Origin of the sequence: Parvibaculum sp., assembly GCF_035511255.1 — a bacterium.
GTDB lineage: Bacteria > Pseudomonadota > Alphaproteobacteria > Parvibaculales > Parvibaculaceae > Parvibaculum.
Genome location: NZ_DATKFR010000371.1, coordinates 1 through 22,028, shown reverse-complemented (window position 1 = coordinate 22,028; position 22,028 = coordinate 1). Strand labels below are relative to the sequence as shown.

The window sequence follows — 22,028 nt, the reverse complement described above, 5'->3', positions numbered from 1 at the left end:
GCGGCGAGGCGCTTGTCGAGATAGGCGCCCGAGACGTTGGCGAGCTGTTCGAGATGCTGATCGAAGAAGTGGTTCGCGCCGTCGATCGTCGAATGTTCGATCACGATGCCCTTCTGCGTCTTCAGCCGGTCGACGAGCTTCTGCACATCGGGAGCGGGCGCAACCTGGTCGGCGCTGCCATTGATGATGAGGCCTGATGAGGGGCAGGGCGCGAGGAAGGTGAAGTCGTACATGTTGGCCGGCGGGGCGACCGAGATGAAGCCTTCGATCTCGGGCCGGCGCATCAGCACCTGCATGGCAATCCAGGCGCCGAACGAAAAGCCGCCGATCCAGCATTGCGAGGCGTCGGCATTCTGGGCCTGCAGCCAGTCGAGCGCCGAGGCGGCATCGGAGAGTTCGCCTATCCCTGAGTCAAAGGCGCCCTGGCTGCGGCCGACGCCGCGGAAATTGAAGCGGAGGACCGAGAAGCCCCGGTTCACGAAGCCCTGAAACAGGGTGTAGGTGACCGGATTGTTCATGGTGCCGCCGAACTGCGGGTGGGGATGCAGCACCAGCGCGATCGGCGAATTGGCCTTGCGGCTGTGGTGGTAGCGTCCCTCGATACGGCCGGCGGGACCGTTGAAAATGACTTCTGGCATTGCCCTCTCGTCTCGCTTTGTGAGGCGCCGGACACCCCGGGCCATTAACCTAGTGCCGGACTGGGATTTATTTCCCTGTCAATCGGCATTTTCTCTGGAAATCTCGCCCGGAGACGGTTAAGTAGTTGACTGTAGCACTCGGAATAGCCGAAGCCAGACCGCTCGAACTTTCCCGCTTCGGCCACCCAATGCAGCCAGTCCGGCGCGTCGGGCCTTCCGAGGGCTGGAAAGGCGCTCGTTCTTAACACAGGCAAGTGCCGGTTGCGCAAGGGTTTTAGGCTTCGGGACCTGGCTCCCGGGCGGTTTCGAAAGGAGAGAGGTCCGTGAAGCTCACCACAAAGGGACGTTATGCTGTGATGGCGATGGCGGATCTGGCCCGGTACGGAACCGGCCGGCCTGTGGCCCTGGCGGACATTGCCGAACGGCAGGAAATCTCGCTCTCTTATCTGGAACAGCTGTTTGCCAAGCTTCGCCGCGGCGATCTCGTGAAAAGCGTACGCGGACCGGGCGGCGGCTATCTGCTCTCGCGCCATGCCGACGAAATCCGCATTTCGGACGTCATCCTGGCTGTGGATGAACCGCTCAAGGCGACGCGCTGCGAGGTCGGATCGCCGAAAGGCTGTATGGGCAATTCCTCCAGCCGCTGCATCACGCACGACCTTTGGGCGGAACTCAGCCACCAGATCCATCTTTTCCTGGGCTCCGTTTCGCTTGGCGACGTGATAAATGGCCGGGTGACGGCGAGTCAGGGCCGACCGGACCAGCAGGCGATTTCCAACGCCGCCGATTGATAGACCGATTGCGCCGACGCCCGAGGGTTCGAAGCGAATGATGATGAGACGCGCCTATATGGACCATAACGCCACCGCCCCGGTTCGCGCCGAGGCGGCGGAGGCGGTCGCGCGCGCCTTGCTCGTCGGCGGCAATCCCTCATCGGTCCATACCGAGGGGCGGGCCGCGCGGAAGTTCGTCGAGGAGGCGAGGGTAGCAGTGGCTGCGCTCGTTCATGCGAAGCCCGCCGAGGTGGTTTTCACCAGCGGTGGGACCGAGGCGGCGAACCTTGCACTTCATATCGCGCGTGCGGCGCTCGGCGTCGAGCGCGTGATCCTGTCGGCGATCGAGCATGATTGCGTACGGGCCTCTGCGGCGGCGCTCGGCCTTCCGGTCGAGATCCTCCGCGCCGATGCGCAGGGGCTTGTCGATCTCGATGATCTGGCGCGGCGTCTCGATACGCCCGGCAAGGCGCTGGTCGCTCTCATGTTTGCGAATAACGAGACGGGCGTGATCCAGCCGATCGCGGCGGCCGCGCGGATGGCAAGGCAGGCCGATGCCGTGGTGTTTACCGATGCTATCCAGGCACTGGGACGAATGCCGGTTGATTTCCAGGCGCTCGACTTCGACATGATGAGCATGTCCGCGCACAAGCTCGGCGGGCCGCAGGGCGTCGGTGCGCTAGTTGTCCGCGACGGATTGCCTTTCGAGGCGCTGATCCGGGGCGGCGGTCAGGAATCGCGGCGGCGTTCGGGTACCGAGAATGTGCCGGGCATCGCGGGTTTCGGTGCGGCGGCGAAACTCGCGGCGCGGGAAATTGCGGAGATGCCGCGCGTGCAGGCGTTGCGCGACCGGCTCGAAGCGGCGCTGCGTGGCGCCGTCGCGGATGTGCAGGTCTTCGGCGACGGCGCGCCGCGGCTCGCCAATACCAGCCTTTTCTCGGCGCCGGGTCTCGATGCCGAGACCTTGCTGATGACGCTCGATCTCGACGGTTTCGCGGTCAGCGCCGGTTCCGCCTGTTCGTCGGGCAAGGTTGCGCGCTCGCATGTGCTCGCCGCCATGGGCGTTGACGACGTTTTGGCAAGGGGCGCGATCCGCGTGAGCCTCGGCCTCACGAATACGGAGGAAGAGATCGACCGGCTGGCGCTGAGCTGGTCCCGCGCCGCGATCCGCGCGCGCGACAAGGTGAAGAGTTCGACGGCGGGCGCGCCGATGGTCGCGCTTGCGGAAGTGGAGAGTTGAGATGGCAGCGGTTCGCGAGACGGTCGAGACCGTCGATCAGGTCGCCAGCGACAAGTACAAATACGGCTTCTCGACGGACATCGAGTCCGAGCGCGCGCCTATCGGCTTGAGCGAAGACACGATCCGTTTCATTTCGGCGAAGAAGGAAGAGCCCGACTGGATGCTCGAATGGCGTCTCGAGGCCTATCGCCGTTGGCTGACCATGGAAGAACCGACATGGGCGAAGGTCTCCTATCCGCCGATCGATTTCCAGAACGCCTATTACTATTCGGCGCCCAAGCAATCGGCGAAGCTCAACTCGCTCGACGAGGTCGACCCGAAGCTTCTCGAAACCTACAAGAAGCTCGGCATTCCGCTGGTCGAGCAGCAGTTGCTTGCCGGCGTGGCGGTCGATGCCGTCTTCGACAGCGTGTCGGTCGTCACCACCTTCAAGACGAAGCTCGCAGAAGCGGGCGTCATCTTCTGCCCGTTCTCGGAAGCGGTGCGTGAGCATCCGGAACTGGTGAAGAAGTATCTCGGCTCGGTCGTGCCGACCTCCGATAATTATTACGCGACGCTCAATTCGGCGGTCTTTTCCGACGGGTCCTTCGTCTATATCCCGCCGGGCGTGCGCTGCCCGATGGAGCTTTCGACCTATTTCCGCATCAACGAGAAGCAGACCGGCCAGTTCGAGCGGACGCTCATCATCGCCGACAAGGGCTCCTATGTGAGCTACCTCGAAGGCTGCACGGCGCCGCAGCGCGACGAGAACCAGCTTCACGCGGCCGTTGTCGAGCTCGTCGCGATGGACGATGCCGAGATCAAATATTCGACGGTGCAGAACTGGTTTCCTGGCGACGAGGACGGCAAGGGCGGCATCTATAACTTCGTGACGAAGCGTGGGGACTGCCGCGGTGCGCGGTCGAAAATTTCCTGGACGCAAGTCGAGACCGGCTCTGCCGTCACCTGGAAATATCCAAGCTGCATTCTGCGCGGCGACGACTCGCGTGGCGAGTTCTACTCGATCGCGATTTCGAACAATTACCAGCAGGTCGACAGCGGCACCAAGATGATCCATCTCGGTCGCAACACGTCGAGCCGCATCATCTCGAAGGGCATCGCGGCGGGGCGTTCGTCGAACACCTATCGCGGTCTCGTCAGCGTGCACAAGAAGGCGGAGAACGTCCGCAACTTCACGCAATGCGACAGCCTGTTGATCGGTCCCCGTTGTTCGGCGCATACGGTTCCCTATATCGAGTCGAAGAACCCGACCGCGATCCTGGAGCACGAGGCGACGACCTCGAAGATCAGCGAAGAGCAATTGTTTTATTGCCGCCAGCGCGGTGTGCCTGAGGAAGAGGCGGTCGCGCTCATCGTCAACGGCTTCTGCCGCGACGTGCTGCAGCAACTGCCGATGGAATTTGCCGTCGAAGCCCAGAAGCTCGTCGGCATCAGTCTGGAAGGAAGCGTTGGCTAATGCTTGAGATCAAGAACCTGCATGTCGCCGTGGACGGCAAGGAAATCCTGAAGGGCATCGACCTCACCGTCGAGGCCGGAAAGGTGCATGCGATCATGGGGCCGAACGGTTCCGGCAAGTCGACGCTGTCCTATGTGCTGGCCGGTCGCGACGGCTACGAGGTCACCGAGGGTTCGGTCACTTACAAGGGCCGCGACCTGCTCGCCATGAATGTGGATGAGCGCGCGGCGGCAGGCGTATTTCTGGCTTTCCAGTACCCGATCGAAATTCCGGGCGTCACGACGATGACGTTCCTGCGCACGGCGCTCAATGCGCAGCGCAAGGCGCGCGGCGAGGACGAGCTCGACGCGCCGAGGTTTCTGAAGCTCGTGCGCGAGAAATCGAAGCCGCTCAACGTCACCGACGACATGCTGAAGCGGGCGCTCAATGTCGGCTTTTCCGGCGGCGAGAAGAAGCGCGCCGAAATCCTCCAGATGGCGCTGCTGGAGCCGTCGCTTGCGATCCTCGACGAGACGGATTCCGGTCTCGACATCGACGCGCTGAAGGTCGTCGCGGAAGGCGTCAACACGCTTCGCTCGCCGGAGCGGGCGATGGTCGTCATCACGCATTATCAGCGTCTGCTCGATTACATCGTGCCGGACGTCATTCATGTGCTGTCGAAGGGGCGCATCGTTCGGACCGGTGGCAAGGAACTCGCGGGCGAGCTCGAACGTACCGGCTATGCCGAATTTGCGGCGTAAGGGAACGAAATGACGGACGCATCCCGGAATTTCATCGAGACTTATGAGCGGGAGCGCGCGGCGCTGCCGGGCGCGGGTCTCGCATGGCTCGGCGTTCGCCGTGCGGAAGCGTTGAAGGCCTTCGCGGAGGCGGGATTGCCTCATCGACGTCTCGAAGACTGGCGTTATACAGACCTCTCGCGAGCGCTTGGCAACGCGACGCTTTCGACGGCACCCTTGCCGGACGGTGCCGTGGTTCTCCCGGATGCTACGAAGCGCCCCTCCGTCGCCGCTTTCCACGACATCGACCGCCATGTACTCGTTTTCGTCAACGGCCGCCTCCGCAGCGATCTGTCTGGAACGAAGCTGCCCGCCGGCGTGACACTCATGTCGCTTGGCGATGCGCTGAATTCGACCTGGGCTCGTCCGCTGGTCGAGACGAAAGTCGAGGCGCAGGCGGGGAACGTCATCGCGCTCAACACGGCGCTGATGCGCGACGGTATCGGACTTCATATCGCGCGCGGTGCAAAGCTCGACAGGCCATTGCATCTTCTCTTCCTCGCGAATGACGACGGCGCTTCCCATGTGCGCAATCTCGTTCGTCTGGAGGAGGGCGCGGAGGCGACCATCTTCGAGACCCATCTCGATGCCGGCGCGAAGAGTTATTTCGCCGATCACGTCGCCGACGTCTCGCTTGGCAAGGGCGCGACGCTGACCCATGTCAAGATTCAGGACGAGGCGGCGGACGCCATTCATCTCGCGAGCCTGACGGCGGAGCTCGCGGCCTCCTCGAAGCTGTCGAGCTTTTCGCTGACGCTCGGCGCCAAGCTGTCGCGCAACCAGAGCTTCGTCACCTTCAAGGGCGAAGGCGCCGAGGCGCATGTCAACGGCGCGACGGCGCTCTCGGGCGCGCAGCATGGCGATCATTTCTGCATCGTCGATCATGCGGTGCCGAATTGCTCCAGTGCGACGCTCTTCAAGACGGTGCTGGATGGCGCCTCGACCGGCGTCTTCCAGGGTAAGGTCATCGTGCGTCCCGACGCCCAGAAGACCGACGGCCGGCAGATGACCAACGCGCTGCTTCTTTCACGCGACGCGGCGATGAACGCCAAGCCCGAGCTTGAAATTTATGCCGACGACGTCCAGTGCGCGCACGGATCGACCATTGGCGAGCTCAACCGCGAAGCGATCTTCTATCTCCGCTCGCGCGGTATCGACGAACCGACCGCGCGGCAATTGCTGATTTCGGCCTTTCTCGACGATGCCTTCGAAACCGTGCCGCATGAAGCGGCCCGCGACGACCTGCGCAGGCTTGCCGAGAGCTGGTTCGAGCGTCATCAGGAGAAGACGGCATGACCGAGATGACCCTGAACATAAGCGAGGCGCCTTACGACGTGGCGGCCGTGCGGGCCGATTTCCCTATCCTGGCGCGCGAAGTCTATGGCAAGCCGCTCGTCTATCTCGACAATGGCGCTTCCGCGCAGAAGCCCAGGGCCGTCATCGACGCGATGACCCATGCGATGGAACATGAATACGCGAATGTCCATCGCGGGCTGCATTATCTTTCTAACGCCGCGACGCAAGCCTTCGAGGATGCGCGCGAGAAGGCGCGCGCCTTCCTCAATGCCGGCTCGACCGACGAGATCATTTTCACCTCCGGTTCGACCGACGCGCTCAACCTCGTCGCGTCGAGCTATGCCGCGCCGCTGATCCAGCCGGGCGACGAGATCGTGCTTTCGGTCATGGAGCACCATTCGAACATCGTGCCGTGGCATTTCCTGCGCGAGCGACAGGGCGCCGTTCTGAAGTGGGTACCGGTCACCGACGAAGGCGATCTCGACATGGCGGCTTACGAGAAGTTGCTGGGCCCCAAGGTCAAGATCGTTGCGCTGACGCATATGTCGAATGTGCTCGGCACCGTCACGCCGATGAAGGAGATCATCCGGCTTGCCCATGCGAAGGGTATCCCGGTCGTCGTCGACGGCTCGCAGAGCGCTGTCCATCTCGACGTTGATGTGCGCGACCTCGATGCCGATTTCTATGCCGTGACGGGCCACAAGATTTATGGCCCCACCGGCATAGGGCTTCTTTACGGCAAGAAAGAATTGCTGGCGAAGATGCGGCCATATCGCGGCGGCGGCGAGATGATCCGCGAAGTGTCGCTTGAGAACGTCACATATGCGGCGGCGCCTCATCGCTTCGAAGCCGGCACGCCGGCGATCGTCGAGGCGATTGGTCTCGGCGCGGCGCTCGATTACGTGCATCGCATCGGCCGCGCCCGCATCGCCGCGCATGAGGCGAGCCTGCTTTCCTATGCGACGGAGCGGCTGTCGGCCATCAACGATCTGCGCATCATCGGCACGTCGCGCAGCAAGGGCGGTATCATTTCCTTTGCGATGGGAGCGGCGCATGCGCATGACATCGCGACCGTCATCGACCGGGCGGGCGTCGCGGTGCGCGCGGGACATCATTGCGCGCAGCCCTTGATGGAACGCTTCGGCGTGACGGCGACGGCGCGGGCGTCCTTCGCGATGTACACGACGCATGAGGAAATCGATCGGCTGGTTGCCGCCCTCATCGACGCGAAGAAGTTCTTTGGTTGAGGATTCCGGTTATGTCGGACGAGGTAAACATGGCGGACGAAGCTGAGAAGGCGGGCGATGCGCCCGCGCCTTCCGCCATTCCGCAGGAAGAGCTCGACAGGCTCAGCGACGATATTGTCGCGGCGCTGAAGACCGTCTACGACCCGGAAATCCCGGTCGATATCTACGAACTCGGTCTCATCTACAAGGTCGATGTGTCCGACGATCGCGACATTCTGATCGATATGACGCTGACGGCGCCGGGCTGCCCGGTCGCCGGCACGATGCCCGAGATGGTGGCGGATGCCGTTCGCTCGGTGGAAGGCGTGGGCGACGTCAAGGTCAACATGACCTTCGATCCGCCGTGGGATCCGAGCCGGATGTCCGACGAGGCGCGTGTCGCCCTCAACATGTATTGAACTTGAAGGAGCCGGGCTCGATATCCATCTGTAGCCCGAGGTAGAACATGGCGAGAGAACGTCCCAAGGCAATCAGGCTGACCGACAGGGCCGCAGAGCATCTGCAGGGCATCATGGCGCGTTCCGAAGGCAAGTATGTGGGCCTCCGCGTCGGCGTGAAGAATGGCGGCTGCGCCGGCATGGAATACACGATGGAATATGCCGAGGCCGTGAAGCCTCTCGACGAGGTGATCGAGGACAAGGGCGTCAGGATTCTGATCGACCCGAAGGCGATCCTCTTCCTGATCGGCACCGAGATGGACTACGAGACCGACAAGTTCTCCGCCGGCTTCAAGTTCAACAATCCGAACGTGACGGATGCCTGCGGTTGCGGCGAGAGCGTCACGATAGAACCCGCGCGGCTCTAGGTCCGGCCGTGGCCGTCAGCTCCGAATACAAGGAATTCCTCGCCGAGCAGCTCGAACGGCTCGGGCCGGTCCGCTTTCGCGGCATGTTCGGCGGCGCCGGCGTCTATCTCGACGATCTGATGTTCGGCCTCATCTTCGACGAGACGCTCTACTTCAAGGTCGATGACCGCAACCGGTCCGACTTCGAAGCCGAGGACAAGGGGCCCTTCACCTTCGAGATGACGGACGGTAGCACCGGCTCGCTCCATTATTATGAAGTGCCCGAACGTCTTTACGACGACCCGGACGAACTCGTCCAATGGGCGCGGAAGGCGATGGATGTCATGCGCGCGGTGAGGGCCGAGAAGCTGGCCAGGGCGGCGCGCGCCGCCGAGCGGAAGAAGGCCGCTGCAAAGAAGAAGACCACGCCCGCCAAGGCACCTCCCGCGAAGAAAAAGCAGGCCGCGAAACGCAAGGCCTAGCGAAGTGCGATCACGCGCCCTTCGGCCCGAACGGAACGAGCATCGGCACTCTGCGCCGGTAATCGCCGTAGGCATCGGGGCCGAGCTCCGCGGCGAGAAACCGCTCCTCGATCTTCGCCTTCAGCCACAGCCCGACGGTTATGAAGACCAGGCCAAGAAGGGCGGGGATGGTCGCCAGTGTCAGAGCGGTCGCGAGCGTCGCGGCGAGAATGCCGGTATAGATCGGATGACGGACGATGCCATAAGGTCCGGTATCGACGACGTAGTGACCTTCCTTGCGGGTGACGGCCCCGGACCACAAGCGGCCGAGATGCACGCGCGCCCACCAGGTGAAGAGGAATCCCGCTATGGCGGCGAAGGCGAGTACATAGGCGCCGTCATAGCCGACATGCCAGAGCCGGTGCATGTGGAAAACCAATGCGGTCCGGTAGTAGAGGAGCACGAGACCGATCGTGACCAGCGTGCGATAGAGCCAGACTTCGGCGCTTCCGCGCGGAACGCGATTTTCCGTGCGGCCGGTCCAGACTGCGGCCGCGAACCACGACAGGCCCCACAGGGCCCAGGCGCTTATCAACAAGAGTGCGGGATGCATGGATGCCTCCTCCCCTGAAAGCAATTGCAGGGAAAGTATACATCGAAACGAAAAGCCGGTCAGCGTCCCCGGCGCTGCAAACGCGTCACTTGTTCAGAAACTCGACCAGCTTCGGCATCACTTTGTCCGGCGCCTCTTCCATCAGCCAGTGGCCGGAACCGGCGACGATGACGCCTTCGACGTTGGTGTCGACCATCTTGCCCTGATCGATCAGGAATTGTCCGCCCGCCTTTTCGCCCGACAGGACCAGCATCGGCATGGTCAGCGGCGTCTTTGCGAAGCCCGCAAAATCCTTCGCGTCCTGCTCGAAGGCATGGAAGACTTCGAAGCCGGCGCGCATATGGTCGGGTTGCGCATATTCCTTTGCATAGAAGACGCGATCCTTCTCGGGCACAGAATGCTTCGGATCGGCGGCGAAGTCATTCCAGAAATGCTCGAAATAGATGCGTTCACGGCCTTTCACCAGTGCAAGGGGGGTGGGTCCGTAGAAATGGAAATGCCAGAGATCGCGCAGCAGCCAGACCTTCGTCCAGTCGCCGACGCCAGGCAGAAATGCGTCCATCAGCACGATGCGGTCGGTTTCAGCCGGATATTGGGCCGCATAGGCGTAGGCGACCATCAGGCCGATGTCGTGGCCGACGATGGCGACGTGCTTGTAGCCGAGCTTTTGCGTCAGCGCATGGATGTCCTGCGCCATCGCCGCCTTTGTATAGCCCGTAGGCGGTGTGGCGGATTGGCCGAAGCCGCGTAGGTCGGGCGCGATGACGGTGTGGTTCGCGGCGAGTTTGGGGATCAGCGGCAGCCACATATGGCTCGATTCCGCGTAGCCGTGCAGGAGCACGATGGGATCGCCCTTGCCGGAAATGAGATAGTGAAGCCGGACGCCGTTCACCTCGGCGAAGCGGCTCTCGATCGTTCCGGCCAAGGCAGGCGCGGCAAAGATCGAAAGCGAGACGAGATACAGGGTGACACGGAGCAGACGACGGATGATCGGGCGCATTGTTCAATCCCGGCGTGCGGCCTGGCGGGCTGCGGTTGCAACGGTTGAGAATTCGTCCGTCTACAGTTCAGGCGCAGCGGCAGATCTGTCAAGGCAATTGCCGCGACCGGCGTGTGCGAAAAGGGAAATTTGTCCGAAAACGACGAATACATAAACGTCGTAATGGCGAGACCAGACGTCCCGGTTCTCCTCGCATGTAGCGAGAAGAAACCGGGGCGTAAGGAGGGTTATTCGCCCTTGAACTGAGCCGGCCGCTTTTCAAGGAAGGCCCGCACGCCTTCCTTGAAGTCGGCGGAGTTGCCGGCGGTCCGCTGCAGCTGCCGTTCGAGGTTCAGCTGCTCTTCGTAGGTATTGTCGGTGCTTTCCCAATAGAGCTTGCGGATCAGGCTCAAGGATACGGTCGGACCGTTGGCGAGATCGAGCGCGAGCTTCTTCGTTTCGGCGGCGAGTTCCGCATCGTCGAAGACGCGATTGACCAGGCCCCAGGCGAGGGCCGTTTCCGCCGGAAGCTTTTCGCCGAGCAGCGACAGTTCCATGGCGCGGGCCTTGCCGACCAGGCGCGGCAGGATCCAGGTCGAGCCGCCATCCGGCACGAGGCCGATACGCCGGAAGGCCTGCAGGAAATAGGAGGATTTCGCGCAGAGCACGAGGTCGCCCATCAGCGCGAAGCTCATGCCGACGCCCGCCGCCGGACCGTTGACTGACGTGATGAAAGGCATGGCGAGATTGCGCAGCCGGCGCAGGAAGGGATGATACATCGTCTCAAGCGCCGAGCCCGCATCGGGGCGGCCGCCATTGTTGTCGCCGCGCCCCTGCAGGTTGGCGCCGGTGCAGAAGCCACGGCCTTCGCCGGTCATCACGAGGCAGCGGATGCCGTTCTTCGGATTCTCGACTTCATCCATCGCCTTCATCAGCCCGCCGAGCATTTCCGGCGAAACGGCGTTCATGACTTCCGGGTGGTTCAGTGTCAGCGTGGCGACGGGACCGTCGATGTCGAGCCTTGCACGTTCAAAATCCATCTGTTCCTCCTGTTTTCTTATGGCTTGAATTTGGCTTCGCGCTTCTGCAGGAAGGCGGTGACGCCCTCGACGAAGTTCGGATGGTCGCCCATCCGGCCCTGCGTCACGCGTTCATAGTCGAGCTGTTCGGCAAATGTGTTGTGGCCCGAGATGTCGATCGCCTTGCGGATTTCGGCGAAGGCGCCGGTCGGGCCCTTGGCGAGCTTTGCGGCGAGCGACATCGCTTCGTCCATCAGGCTCGCATCGTCGATGCATTTCCAGATCATGCCCCATTCCGCGGCGGTCTCCGCCGGCAGCTTGTCGCCGGTGAGCGTCAGCGCCAGCGCGCGGGCGCGGCCGACGAGACGCGGCAGTGTCCATGTCGTGCCGAGATCGGGGATGAGACCGAGCTTCGGGCCGAAAACCTGGATGAAGCTTGCGGACTTTGCCGCGATGACGATGTCGGCGGCCAGCGCAAGGCCGACACCGCCACCGGCCGTCGTGCCGTTCACGGCCGCGATGATCGGCTTCGGCAGTTCATAAAGTTCCCGCATCATCGGGTTGAAGCCCGTTTCCATGCCATGCGCGACGCCCTGGCCGATGCTCATGCCTTCCTGCCGCTGACCTTGCGCCGCAAGATCGGCGCCGGCGCAAAAGCCGCGTCCCGCGCCGGTGACGACCAGCACGCGTGCGTTGTCGTCGGCTGCCACTTCGGCGACCGCCGCCCGGACTTCGGCGATCAGCGTCATGTTGATGCTGTTCAGCACCTCGGGACGGTTGAGCGTGAGGAGGGCGATGCCGTCCTTCGTCTCGAGTTTGATTGTCGTTCTGTCGGTCATCGCCGGCGCCTCTTCCCGTTCTGATTTTGCCGGGGAGCATAGACGCGGGACAGGCGCGACGGAAGGGAGGGCGCGCGACGGCCGTTGCACGAAAATGGATGGAGGCTCTTCCGCTACGTCAAGGCGGCGCGCTGGTGCTCAGCTCGCCTTGGCTTTCGGCGCAACGTCCTGCGTCTCGCTGACGACGCGGTTGCGACCGCCGCGCTTGGCCGCATAGAGACAGGCGTCGGCGCGTTCGATAAGCGTCGCGGAACTGTCGCCGTGACGCAGCGTCGCCACACCAAACGACATGGTGACGCGGCCGAGGGATTCGCCGGTCGAGCGCTTCACCAGTTCGCGCGCCTGCACGGTCTCGCGAATCTCGTCAGCCAGCCGTTCCGCATTGTCTGTCGTGATCGCGGGAAGGATGATCGCGAATTCCTCGCCGCCGTAGCGGGCAACGGTGTCGCCCTCGCGCCCGCCATTTTTGAGACAACTCGAAACGAGACGCAGTACCTGGTCGCCGGTGCGGTGACCCCAGGTGTCGTTGAATTGCTTGAAATGGTCGATGTCGCCGATGACCAGACAGAGAGCCGAGCCGCCCGAGGTTGCACGCGCGATCTCCTGCGCCAGCGTTTCGTCAAAAGCCTTGCGATTGGCGCAACCGGTCAGTCCGTCCGTGCGCGCTTCGTTGCGAGCCTTGGTCAGGTTCGTCTGCAGCGTATTAAGCTCGCCCTTCGTTTCCTGCAGGCGCTCCTCGAGTTCGCGCGACCGAGATTCCATCTGGCGCGTCGCGGTCACGATCGCCTCGACAACGCGTCGAACGTCCGTCGGCGTCGACTGGTTCGACAGTTCGGCGCTCGCCTTGCTGACCGATGTGCCGAGAGCGGTGGAATCGCCCGCGGCCGCTTCGACGAGTTTCAGGATGTTGTCGACTTCAACGTTCAACCTGTCGCCGGCGTCGATGGTCGCCTCGGCCAATGCCGCGTGCGTGACAAAACGCTGATGCAGATCGGCGGAAAGCTGATCATCGATCTTGCGGCCTTCCTTCAGCCGGTTGTCGATTTCCTCATTGAGATCGGCGCTTTGTCCGGACGCATAACGAAACCAGAGGTCGTAGTTCTGGGGCAGCGGAGGAACGCCATGTCGCGCCATCAAACCGAGCGCCTTCATGCTCCACTCTGTGGCCACACCCATGTCGTCCGTATAAATCAAGTCCGTGCCCTCGCGGTGACCTGCCCCGGAAGGCGGCCAAATCTCCTGTGAGTCAAAGCTAGGCGATCTTTGTTACGCCGGGGTAAACCGGACATCTAGAATGTGGTCATTTCGCCCCCTTTACCCAAGGTAAGGTGCCCGAAAACCTGCCTTGGGAGGGGGGCTACGAGGATGGCCCTTTGTCATGTATATTTCCCCTAAACAGGCTTTCGTCGCTCCCGTCCGGGAGCGGAATGGAAGCCGACCGGCACGCAACAGGAGGAACCTATGAGCTTGGCCGAACAGAAGTCCCAGGAGGCCGATCTGGGGGCCATTTCGGCCTCGATTCGTCAGATTCTGGATCGCCAGAAGGCGGCGCATATCAAGGACGGCCCGGTGAGCGCGGAGCGCCGGATCGAATGGCTGGATCGCTCGATCGCGCTGGTCGTCGATAACCAGAAGGAAATCTGCGAGGCCCTGGCCTCCGATTTCGGCCATCGCAGCCATGAGCAGACCCTGCTGGCCGACGTCATGGGCACGCTGGGGCCGCTGAAGCACGCCAAAAAGCATCTGCGCCAATGGATGAAGCCGGAAAAGCGCAAGGCGCAATTTCCGCTCAACCTGCTCGGCGCCAAGGCCCGGGTCGAATATCAGCCGCTCGGCACCGTCGGCGTCATCAGCCCCTGGAATTTCCCGATCAACCTGACCTTCGCGCCGCTTGCGGGCGTCTTCGCCGCCGGCAACCGCGCGATGATCAAGCCGTCGGAATTCACGCCGGCGACATCGGAATTGATGGCGCGCATGTTCCGCTCCGCCTTCGACGAGACCGAAGTCGCCGTCATCACCGGTGGCCCGGCGGTCGGTCAGGCGTTCAGCGCGCAGCCTTTCGATCACCTGATCTTCACGGGGGCGACCTCGATCGCCTATCACGTCATGCGTGCTGCAGCCGAACATCTGGTGCCGCTGACGCTGGAGCTCGGCGGCAAGTCGCCGGTCATCGTCTCGAAGACGGCCAAGATGGACGAGACGGCGGCCAAGATCATGACGGGCAAGACGCTCAATGCCGGCCAGATCTGCCTCGCGCCGGATTACGTTTTCGTGCCGGAAGGCCGGGTCGACGAGTTCGTCGCGGAAGCGACGAAGTCGGTCAAGAAGATGTTTCCGACCATCAAGGACAATCCGGACTACACGTCGATCGTCAACCAGCGTCACTACGACCGCATCAATTCCTATGTCGACGATGCGAAGGCGAAGGGCGCGAAGATCGTCGAGATCAACCCGGCGAATGAGGACTTCAGCCAGCAGCAGGCGCACAAGATTCCGCCGACCATCATCGTCAACCCGACCGACGACATGAAAGTCATGCAGGACGAAATCTTCGGCCCCGTTCTGCCGGTGAAATCCTATCGCGACATGTCCGAGGTGCTCGGTTACATCAACGAGCACGACCGGCCGCTCGGCCTCTATTACTTCGGTGACGATGCGCAGGAAGAGCGCCGCGTGCTCGACCGCACGACGTCGGGCGGCGTCACGGTCAATGACGTCATCATGCATGTGTCGATGGAGGATCTGCCCTTCGGCGGCGTCGGCCCGAGCGGCATGGGCTCCTATCACGGTATCGACGGCTTCCGCACCTTCAGCCACAAGAAGGCGATCTACACGCAGTCGAAGATGAAGATGGTCGCCGAGATGTTCCGTGCGCCTTACGGGGTGAAGACGCGCAAGCTTCTCGCGGCGCAGATCAAGAAGTAGGGCAAACGCCGGTTCGCTATGAGAAAGGGCGGCGCGATCATGCCGCCCTTTTTATTTGATGTACGTTGTCTTGTTTGACTCCTTCCATCGGATCGCGGCGGAATGGGTATGAACCATGCTCGTTCTTACATCGCGGTCCGCTTCCGGAGAAAATTCCATGCGCCATATTGCCTTGTTCGCGGCCACAGGCCTTACATTGCTGGGGCTTGCCGCCTGCGGCGACGAGTCGAAGCTGCCGGCGTCCGCCGGGTTCGGTCCGAAACCGACTTTGCCCGAACCGCATTCGACCTTGCTGCCGACCGTCAATATTGCGCCGGCCAAGGGCTGGCCCGAGGGCGTCACCCCGTCGCCGGCGAGCGGCCTCGCTGTCAAGGCTTTCGCGGTGGGGCTCGATCATCCGCGCTGGCTTTATGTCTTGCCGAATGGCGACGTGCTCGTCGCGGAAACCAACGCGCCGCCGAAGCCCGACGACGCGACGGGTATTGCGGGCTGGGTGCAGGGCCTCGTGATGAAGCGGGCGGGCGCCGACACGGAAAGCGCCAACCGCATCACTCTGTTGCGCGACACCGATGGCGACGGCGTCGCCGACAAGCGCAGCGTCTTTCTGAAGGGTCTCAATTCGCCCTTCGGCATGGCGCTCGTCGGGCAGGATTTCTATGTCGCGAACAGCGATGCACTGCTGCGCTTTCCTTATAAGGACGGCGAAACCGAAATCGCGGAGCCTGGCGTCAAGGTGATCGACCTCCCCGCCGGCACGATCAATCATCATTGGACGAAGAACGTCATCGCGAGCCCGGACGGCAAGCACCTTTATGTCACGGTCGGCTCGAACAGCAATGTCGGCGAGAACGGCCTCGACAAGGAAGAGGGTCGTGCCGCCATTCACGAAGTGGACATTGCGACGGGCAAGTCGCGCATCTTCGCGTCCGGTCTGCGCAATCCGAACGGCATGGATTGGCAGCCGCAGAGCGGTGCGCTCTGGACGGCGGTGAACGAGCGCGACGAAATCGGCAACGATCTCGTTCCCGACTATATGACCTCGGTGAAGGACGGCGCCTTCTACGGCTGGCCTTTCAGCTATTACGGCCAGCATGTCGATCAGCGCGTGAAACCGCAAAATCCTGAGATGGTGGCGAAGGCGATCGCGCCCGACTATGCGCTCGGCAGCCACACCGCATCGCTGGGGCTCGTTTTCTATCGCGGCGATCTGCTGCCGGCGCATTACAAGGACGGCGCCTTTGTCGGTCAGCATGGCTCGTGGAATCGCAAGCCGTTCAACGGCTACAAGGTGATCTTCGTGCCCTTCGCCAATGGCATGCCGTCCGGCGGGCCCGAAGATGTGCTGACAGGCTTCGTCGACGAGGATGGCGATGCGCGGGGGCGGCCGGTCGGCGTCGCCGTGGACAAGGGCGGTGCGCTGCTCGTCGCCGATGATGTCGGCAATGCGGTATGGCGCGTGACGCCTACCGGGAAGTAGGGATATTCGGCAAACAGAAAAGGCGGCTCTTGCGAGCCGCCTTTTTTCGTTCGGGAGGGGCGTCGCGTTTACGCCTGCTGCGCCTCGACCTCTTCGATCTCGATCTCCTCAATCTCTTCGATCTCGTCTTCCTCTATGTCTTCCTTCGCCGATTTCTTCGGCAGCTTCACGACATTGAGCATGAAGGCGGGAACATGGTCGCCGAAGCTCAGCACCCTCGGGCCGTCATCGTCGTCGCGTCGGCCACGTCCATGCTCGCTACGGCCGCGCTCCCGGCGCGGCTCACGTTCATGACGCGGTTCGCGTTCGTGGCGACGGACGGGCTGAGGCTGTTCGATATGTTCGACGGTCTCCGCGATGAGTTCCGCGACCGGATCGACCGGGGGCAGGGCCTCGGCGTCCAGCACCGGCTCGACCTTGCGGTCGGTGCGAGCGCGGGGGCTTCGTTCGCGACGCTTGCGGGTGGGCTTCTCCGTGGGCTCCGTCTCCTCGGCGTCCTCGGAAATTTCGCCGCCGGCGGGCGGGGCGGTCACTTCATGGACGGGGATCGTCGCGCCGATCAGCTTTTCGATCTGGACAAGATATTTGCCGTCCTCGCGCGTCACCAGCGTATAGGCGGTGCCGGATTTGCCGGCGCGGCCGGTGCGGCCGATGCGGTGGACGTAGTCTTCGGAATGGGTCGGCACATCGAAGTTGAAGACGTGGCTCACATCCGGGATGTCGAGACCGCGCGCCGCAACGTCGCTCGCGACGAGGAGGCGGATATTGCCGGCGCGGAAGCCGTCCAGCGTCTTGGTGCGCGTCGACTGGTCGAGATCGCCATGCAGCGCGCCGACCGAGAAGCCATGCCGCTCAAGCGATTTCGCGACGATCGAGACGTCGCGCTTGCGGTTGCAGAAAATGATGGCGTTCTTGCAATTGTCGTCGCGGATCAGGCTGCGGAGCGTTTCGCGCTTGCCTTCGCGGGTCGTCTTGACGACGGCCTGCGTGATCGTCGCATTGGCGGAAGCCGGACGCGAGACTTCGATGCGCTCCGGGTTCTGGAGGAATGTGTCGGTGAGCCGCTGGATTTCCGGCGGCATGGTCGCGGAGAAGAAGAGCGTCTGCCGGGTGAAGGGGATCTTCTTGCAGATTTCCTCGATGTCCGGGATGAAGCCCATGTCGAGCATGCGGTCGGCTTCGTCGATGACGAGGATCTGCACGCCGGTCAGCAGCACCTTGCCGCGACCGCAATGGTCGAGCAGGCGGCCTGGCGTTGCGATCAGAACGTCGACGCCGCGGTCGAGTTTCTTTTCCTGGTCGCCGAAGGAGACGCCGCCGATGAGCAGCGCCATGGAGAGCTTGTGATACTTGCCGTATTTTTCGAAATTCTCGGCGACCTGGGCTGCGAGCTCGCGGGTCGGTTCGAGGATGAGCGAGCGGGGCATCCGCGCCCTGGCGCGTCCGCGCGCCAGCTTGTCGATCATCGGCAGGGTGAAGGACGCCGTCTTTCCCGTGCCTGTCTGGGCGATGCCGAGAACATCGCGTCCGGCGAGGACCGACGGAATGGCCTGCGCCTGAATGGGTGTCGGTTCGGTGTAGCCGGTTTCGGCTACTGCCTTAAGCACTTCGGCCCCGAGGCCGAGTTCGTCAAATGTCATATATTGAGGCCTGTTCTACCATGTACATGCTGCCCGATGGTGGCCCACTTCGGGGGCCCGTGGACGCTTTGTCGAAGGGGGCAGCGTCTTTTTGAGCGCGTCGTTCCGCGGCCGCGCGGTCCGCAAGTCCGCGCAATACATAGGGATTAGCTGTGTTTTGTCAATTGTCCACAGGGCTTTAGGGCCCGGTTAAGACTAAATGCCGCCGCCGAAGGGCGAGATATTCGTGTTCTGTGGCGGAAACATCGCATTGAGAAGGGATTGCATGGCGTCCCTATAAGTCTCGCCAGTTCCCGTGACCTCTCCGTCCGACAGCGCGCCGCGCGTGATCATGCGGTCGCCAGAGCAATAGATCGCGAGGACGCGGAGGAAAGAACCCCCGCCTGATGTATTGCCGACCAGGACGTCAGGTTTGCTGCAGGCGATTTCGTCCGGAGAGCCGGCACCGTTGAAAATCAGCACCAGCCGCGTGCCCTTGCCGGGACTCGCATCCGCAGGCAGCAGCCTCAGCTCGGCGCCGCCGACCCAGGATGGGCCATGCAGACCCGCGACGGCCGCAGCCGCATCAGCGCCTGGCGGCGTCCCGTGCATCTCCACGTTGAAACCGGCGGCCTGAACCGTCGTAGGTTTGTAGAGCGACGTCTGGTAGACGAAAGAGACGACCGGGAATGCGAGGGCGGTGCCCGCATAAAGCGAAGCGGCCACAAGAACTAATATAAATATCCTCATTTCTTTCTTCATACGAAGCCGCCGCATTAAAACCAGGTTGGTTCAAATTCCAAATCTCAGAATAGATTCCTGCTGCATTGTATTAGCGCAAACTAGGCCAGCAATCGAACTGACTCAAGAAGGGGTGGTTCGTGCAGACATTTGGTTCAGTTCTGGAGCAAAACAAAGGCATTGGCCCGGGATTTGATTTTCTCCGGGTTGCTCTCTCCATCGGCGTTCTTGGCTGGCATTCGGTCAAAATTACGACTGGGACGCTTGCTAACACCGACAATTCTGCCGTTTGGCTTATTGGATATTCTATCCTTCCTATGTTCTTCGCGTTGAGCGGCTTCTTGGTTGCGGGAAGTGCTCTTCGTCTTTCGATGAAGGACTTTTATATCAATCGGGGCCTCAGGATTGTTCCGGCCTTGGCGGTAGAAATTTTTCTCTCGGCGCTGTTGCTGGGGCCTATTCTCACCTCATTTGCGCTTTCCGACTATTTTACGGGTGGAGAGTTCTACCGATATTTTCTCAACATAGTCGGTTACGTACATTTCCGATTGCCTGGTCTTTTTTTGGATAATCCTAATTCTGGGATCGTCAATCAATCTCTATGGACCGTGCCTTATGAGCTTTTGTGCTACATCACAATGTCTCTCATTATCGGCCTGGGATTGATCAAAAGACCTGCCACTGTGGTTTTTCTTGGCCTCGGAATTTTGATCGCCGCCGCGATCATCCAAGCAACCGGCTATGGTGCCGGAAGTGGAAGCGTTTGGGAGAGTCTCAAGGGTGGTGTGATACGCCGCTTCTTTCTCGATCAGGGGGCGAAATTGGTGCCGTCCTTTGTGATCGGCTGTGCCTTCTATCTCTTTCGTCAGAAAATTCCCTTCAGCCGGAATGTCTTCATCGCCCTGTTCATGCTGACGTTGGCGACAGGGTTTCTGGGCGACGCTGCATGGCGGAGCCAGGCACTCTTCCATATTCTTGCATTGCCAGTGCTGGCCTATTTGACCATGTACATTGGTCTGACGAACATTCCTCCATTGCCCATCTACAAGAACGGCGACTATTCCTACGGAATTTATCTTTACGGTTATCCACTTCAGCAGACGCTTATGCAGCTATTCCCGTCGATTGACGTGTGGTGGATGAATCTGCTCGTAACGATTCCCCTGGTGACATTGTTCGCGATGGGCTCGTGGCACCTTGTAGAGAAGCCAATTCTCAAATGGAGAAAAAATAAGACGCTGATGGCGAGGAAAATAGAAGGAGTCGAGGTCGGCATCGTGCCCGGCGCCTTGATGCCTTCGCAATTGGCACTGCCCGTGCAATTGGCCTCAAACGGAAATGCAGATGACGCTGCCCGATGATAATTCGATGTTGACGGCAAGGACATAAGACCCGGCATTTTCGCCGGCGCGGAGATCAGATGTCGAGATCGGTCGCAAATGCCGCACGTTCCTGGATGAACTGGAAGCGGAGCTCCGGCTTGTTGCCCATCAGGCGGTCGATGGAGCTTTTGGTCTCCTTCGCCTGGTCCTCCGGCACGACGACGCGCAGCAGCGTCCGCTTCGAGCGGATCATCGTCGTCTCCTTGAGCTGCGCCGGAAGCATTTCGCCCAAGCCCTTGAATCGGCTGATCTCGACCTTGGCGTTGCTCTTGAACTCTTTCTTGAGGAGTTCGTCCTTATGCGCATCGTCGCGCGCATAGGTCGTCTTGCCGCCTTGCGTCAGCTTGTAGAGCGGCGGGACGGCCAGATAGAGATGACCCTTACGGATGAGCTCCGGCACCTCCTGATAGAAGAAGGTGATGAGCAGAGACGCGATATGCGCGCCGTCGACGTCGGCGTCGGTCATGATGATGACCTTCTCATAGCGTAAATCCTCGTCGCGGTAATGCGAGCCGGTGCGCACGCCAAGCGCCTGGATCAGATCTGAAATCTGCTGGTTCTGCTGCAGCTTGGCGCCGCTCGCCGAGGCGACGTTGAGGATTTTGCCGCGCAAGGGAAGGATCGCCTGTGTGGCGCGGTCGCGCGCCTGTTTGGCCGAGCCGCCGGCGCTATCGCCCTCGACGATGAAGAGTTCCGAGCCGTCGGCGCCGGCTTGCGCGCAATCGGCGAGCTTGCCGGGCAGGCGGAGCTTGCGCGTCGCGGTCTTGCGCGCGACGTCCTTTTCCTGACGGCGGCGGAGCCGGTCTTCCGAGCGGTCGATCACCCAGTCGAGAAGCTTGTTCGCCTGCTGCGGCGAATTGGTCAGCCAATGGTCGAAATGATCGCCGATGGCCTTCTCAACCAGTTTCTGAGCTTCGGGGCTGGCGAGCCTCTCCTTGGTCTGGCCCTGGAATTCCGGCTCGCGAATGAAGACCGAGAGCAGCACGGATGCCGTGCCCAGCACGTCTTCCGGCTGGATCTGCGAAACCTTCTTGTTGCCGACCATTTCGGCATAGTTCTTGAGACCGCGCGTCAACGCCGCGCGCAGGCCCGCCTCATGTGTGCCGCCTTCGGGGGTCGGCACGGTGTTGCAATAGGAGTGGACGAAGCCTTCGTCGCCGCCATGCCAGGCGATGGCCCATTCGGCGGCGCCATGCGCGCCCGCGCGCGAGACCTTGCCGGAGAAGGGTTCGGCCGTCACCCAGTCCCGTTCGCCGATTTCGGCGCGCAGGAAGTCGACGAGACCGGCCGGGAAATGCAGCACGTCTTCGGCCGGCGTCTCGTCCTTGATGAGGTCCGGCGCGCAGTGCCAGCGGATTTCGACGCCGCCGAAGAGATAGGCCTTGGACCGCGCCATGCGGTAGAGGCGGCCCGGCTTGAAGGCCGCACCCTTGCCGAAAATCTCCGCGTCGGGGTGAAAGGTGATGCGTGTGCCGCGCCGGTTCTGAACCTTGCCTTCCTCGATGAGCTTCGTCTTCGGCGCGCCGCGCTCATAAGTCTGGCGATAGAGCTTCTGCTCGCGCGCGACCTCGATCTCGAGCCGGTCCGAGAGCGCGTTCACCACCGAGACGCCGACGCCATGAAGGCCGCCCGAGGTTTCGTAGGCCTTGCCGCCGAATTTGCCGCCCGAATGGAGCGTCGTCAGGATGACTTCCAGCGCCGACTTGTTCTTGAATTTCGGATGCGGGTCGACCGGGATGCCGCGGCCATTGTCGGCAACC

Annotated in this window: 21 protein-coding genes; 12 read left to right on the top strand and 9 right to left on the bottom strand. The window is 62.0% G+C overall.

Annotation, left to right across the window (positions count from 1 at the left end; translation table 11 throughout):
• Nucleotides 1-638, bottom strand: a 638-nt coding sequence (locus VMR03_RS14375; RefSeq protein WP_325406390.1) for an alpha/beta hydrolase, incomplete at its 3' end; no start/stop codon positions are given.
• Between the two features lie 323 nt (nt 639-961).
• Between VMR03_RS14375 and VMR03_RS14370 the strand changes: the two genes are divergently transcribed.
• The 9 genes from VMR03_RS14370 to VMR03_RS14330 are packed head-to-tail and all read left to right on the top strand — an operon-like array spanning nt 962 to nt 8,695.
• Nucleotides 962-1,429: an Rrf2 family transcriptional regulator gene (locus VMR03_RS14370; protein ID WP_349255634.1), complete on the top strand. Its 468-nt coding sequence runs from the start codon at nt 962-964 to the stop codon at nt 1,427-1,429.
• 37 nt (nt 1,430-1,466) lie between these two features.
• Nucleotides 1,467-2,651, top strand: a complete 1,185-nt coding sequence (locus VMR03_RS14365; RefSeq protein WP_325406386.1) for a cysteine desulfurase family protein — start codon at nt 1,467-1,469, stop codon at nt 2,649-2,651.
• Between the two features lies 1 nt (nt 2,652).
• Entirely contained in the window at nt 2,653-4,107 is a 1,455-nt protein-coding gene (sufB, locus tag VMR03_RS14360) for a Fe-S cluster assembly protein SufB (RefSeq protein WP_325406384.1), read from the top strand.
• Nucleotides 4,107-4,847: a Fe-S cluster assembly ATPase SufC gene (sufC, locus tag VMR03_RS14355; RefSeq protein WP_325406382.1), complete on the top strand. Its 741-nt coding sequence runs from the start codon at nt 4,107-4,109 to the stop codon at nt 4,845-4,847. The genes sufB and sufC overlap by 1 nt, the downstream gene beginning before the upstream one ends.
• Before the next feature lie 9 nt (nt 4,848-4,856).
• Nucleotides 4,857-6,182 (top strand): Fe-S cluster assembly protein SufD, encoded by a 1,326-nt coding sequence (sufD, locus tag VMR03_RS14350; protein WP_325406380.1) that lies wholly within the window; start codon nt 4,857-4,859, stop codon nt 6,180-6,182.
• A 5-nt stretch (nt 6,183-6,187) separates the two neighbouring features.
• Nucleotides 6,188-7,429, top strand: a complete 1,242-nt coding sequence (locus VMR03_RS14345; RefSeq protein WP_325406392.1) for a cysteine desulfurase — start codon at nt 6,188-6,190, stop codon at nt 7,427-7,429.
• Nucleotides 7,430-7,458: 29 nt separating this feature from the next.
• A complete protein-coding gene (locus VMR03_RS14340; RefSeq protein ID WP_325406378.1) occupies nt 7,459-7,827 on the top strand; it encodes an SUF system Fe-S cluster assembly protein in 369 nt (122 codons plus the stop codon).
• Nucleotides 7,828-7,874: 47 nt separating this feature from the next.
• Nucleotides 7,875-8,234: an iron-sulfur cluster assembly accessory protein gene (locus VMR03_RS14335; RefSeq protein WP_325406376.1), complete on the top strand. Its 360-nt coding sequence runs from the start codon at nt 7,875-7,877 to the stop codon at nt 8,232-8,234.
• An 8-nt stretch (nt 8,235-8,242) separates the two neighbouring features.
• The gene (locus VMR03_RS14330) at nt 8,243-8,695 is read left to right on the top strand and encodes a TfoX/Sxy family protein (RefSeq protein ID WP_325406374.1); all 453 of its coding nucleotides are present in this window, start codon (nt 8,243-8,245) and stop codon (nt 8,693-8,695) included.
• A gap of 10 nt (nt 8,696-8,705) precedes the next feature.
• Here VMR03_RS14330 and VMR03_RS14325 read toward each other — a convergent pair whose 3' ends face one another.
• The 5 genes from VMR03_RS14325 to VMR03_RS14305 form a co-directional block, all read right to left on the bottom strand.
• Nucleotides 8,706-9,287, bottom strand: a complete 582-nt coding sequence (locus VMR03_RS14325) for an isoprenylcysteine carboxylmethyltransferase family protein (RefSeq protein ID WP_325406372.1) — start codon at nt 9,285-9,287, stop codon at nt 8,706-8,708.
• An 85-nt stretch (nt 9,288-9,372) separates the two neighbouring features.
• On the bottom strand, nt 9,373-10,287 hold the full coding sequence (locus tag VMR03_RS14320) for an alpha/beta hydrolase (RefSeq protein ID WP_325406370.1): 915 nt from the start codon (nt 10,285-10,287) through the stop codon (nt 9,373-9,375).
• A gap of 227 nt (nt 10,288-10,514) precedes the next feature.
• Complete coding sequence (locus VMR03_RS14315) at nt 10,515-11,306, bottom strand: enoyl-CoA hydratase/isomerase (RefSeq protein ID WP_325406368.1); 792 nt, start codon at nt 11,304-11,306, stop codon at nt 10,515-10,517.
• Nucleotides 11,307-11,323: 17 nt separating this feature from the next.
• Entirely contained in the window at nt 11,324-12,124 is an 801-nt protein-coding gene (locus tag VMR03_RS14310; protein WP_325406366.1) for an enoyl-CoA hydratase-related protein, read from the bottom strand.
• A 138-nt stretch (nt 12,125-12,262) separates the two neighbouring features.
• Entirely contained in the window at nt 12,263-13,300 is a 1,038-nt protein-coding gene (locus VMR03_RS14305; protein WP_325406364.1) for a diguanylate cyclase, read from the bottom strand.
• A gap of 285 nt (nt 13,301-13,585) precedes the next feature.
• On the opposite strand from VMR03_RS14305, the gene VMR03_RS14300 reads away from it, so the two are divergent.
• On the top strand, nt 13,586-15,049 hold the full coding sequence (locus VMR03_RS14300; RefSeq protein WP_325406362.1) for a coniferyl aldehyde dehydrogenase: 1,464 nt from the start codon (nt 13,586-13,588) through the stop codon (nt 15,047-15,049).
• Nucleotides 15,050-15,206: 157 nt separating this feature from the next.
• The gene (locus VMR03_RS14295; RefSeq protein WP_325406360.1) at nt 15,207-16,526 is read left to right on the top strand and encodes a sorbosone dehydrogenase family protein; all 1,320 of its coding nucleotides are present in this window, start codon (nt 15,207-15,209) and stop codon (nt 16,524-16,526) included.
• A gap of 68 nt (nt 16,527-16,594) precedes the next feature.
• Here the strand turns inward: VMR03_RS14295 and VMR03_RS14290 are convergent, their stop codons facing one another.
• Together VMR03_RS14290 and VMR03_RS14285 are read right to left on the bottom strand one after the other, a co-directional pair.
• Entirely contained in the window at nt 16,595-18,166 is a 1,572-nt protein-coding gene (locus VMR03_RS14290) for a DEAD/DEAH box helicase (RefSeq protein ID WP_325406358.1), read from the bottom strand.
• 195 nt (nt 18,167-18,361) lie between these two features.
• The gene (locus VMR03_RS14285; RefSeq protein WP_325406356.1) at nt 18,362-18,871 is read right to left on the bottom strand and encodes a hypothetical protein; all 510 of its coding nucleotides are present in this window, start codon (nt 18,869-18,871) and stop codon (nt 18,362-18,364) included.
• A 155-nt stretch (nt 18,872-19,026) separates the two neighbouring features.
• Between VMR03_RS14285 and VMR03_RS14280 the strand changes: the two genes are divergently transcribed.
• Nucleotides 19,027-20,247: an acyltransferase gene (locus tag VMR03_RS14280; RefSeq protein WP_325406354.1), complete on the top strand. Its 1,221-nt coding sequence runs from the start codon at nt 19,027-19,029 to the stop codon at nt 20,245-20,247.
• 55 nt (nt 20,248-20,302) lie between these two features.
• On the opposite strand, the gene VMR03_RS14275 is transcribed toward VMR03_RS14280, so the two are convergent.
• Nucleotides 20,303-22,028 (bottom strand): DNA topoisomerase IV subunit B (locus tag VMR03_RS14275; protein WP_325406352.1); only part of this gene is annotated, 1,726 nt, incomplete at its 5' end.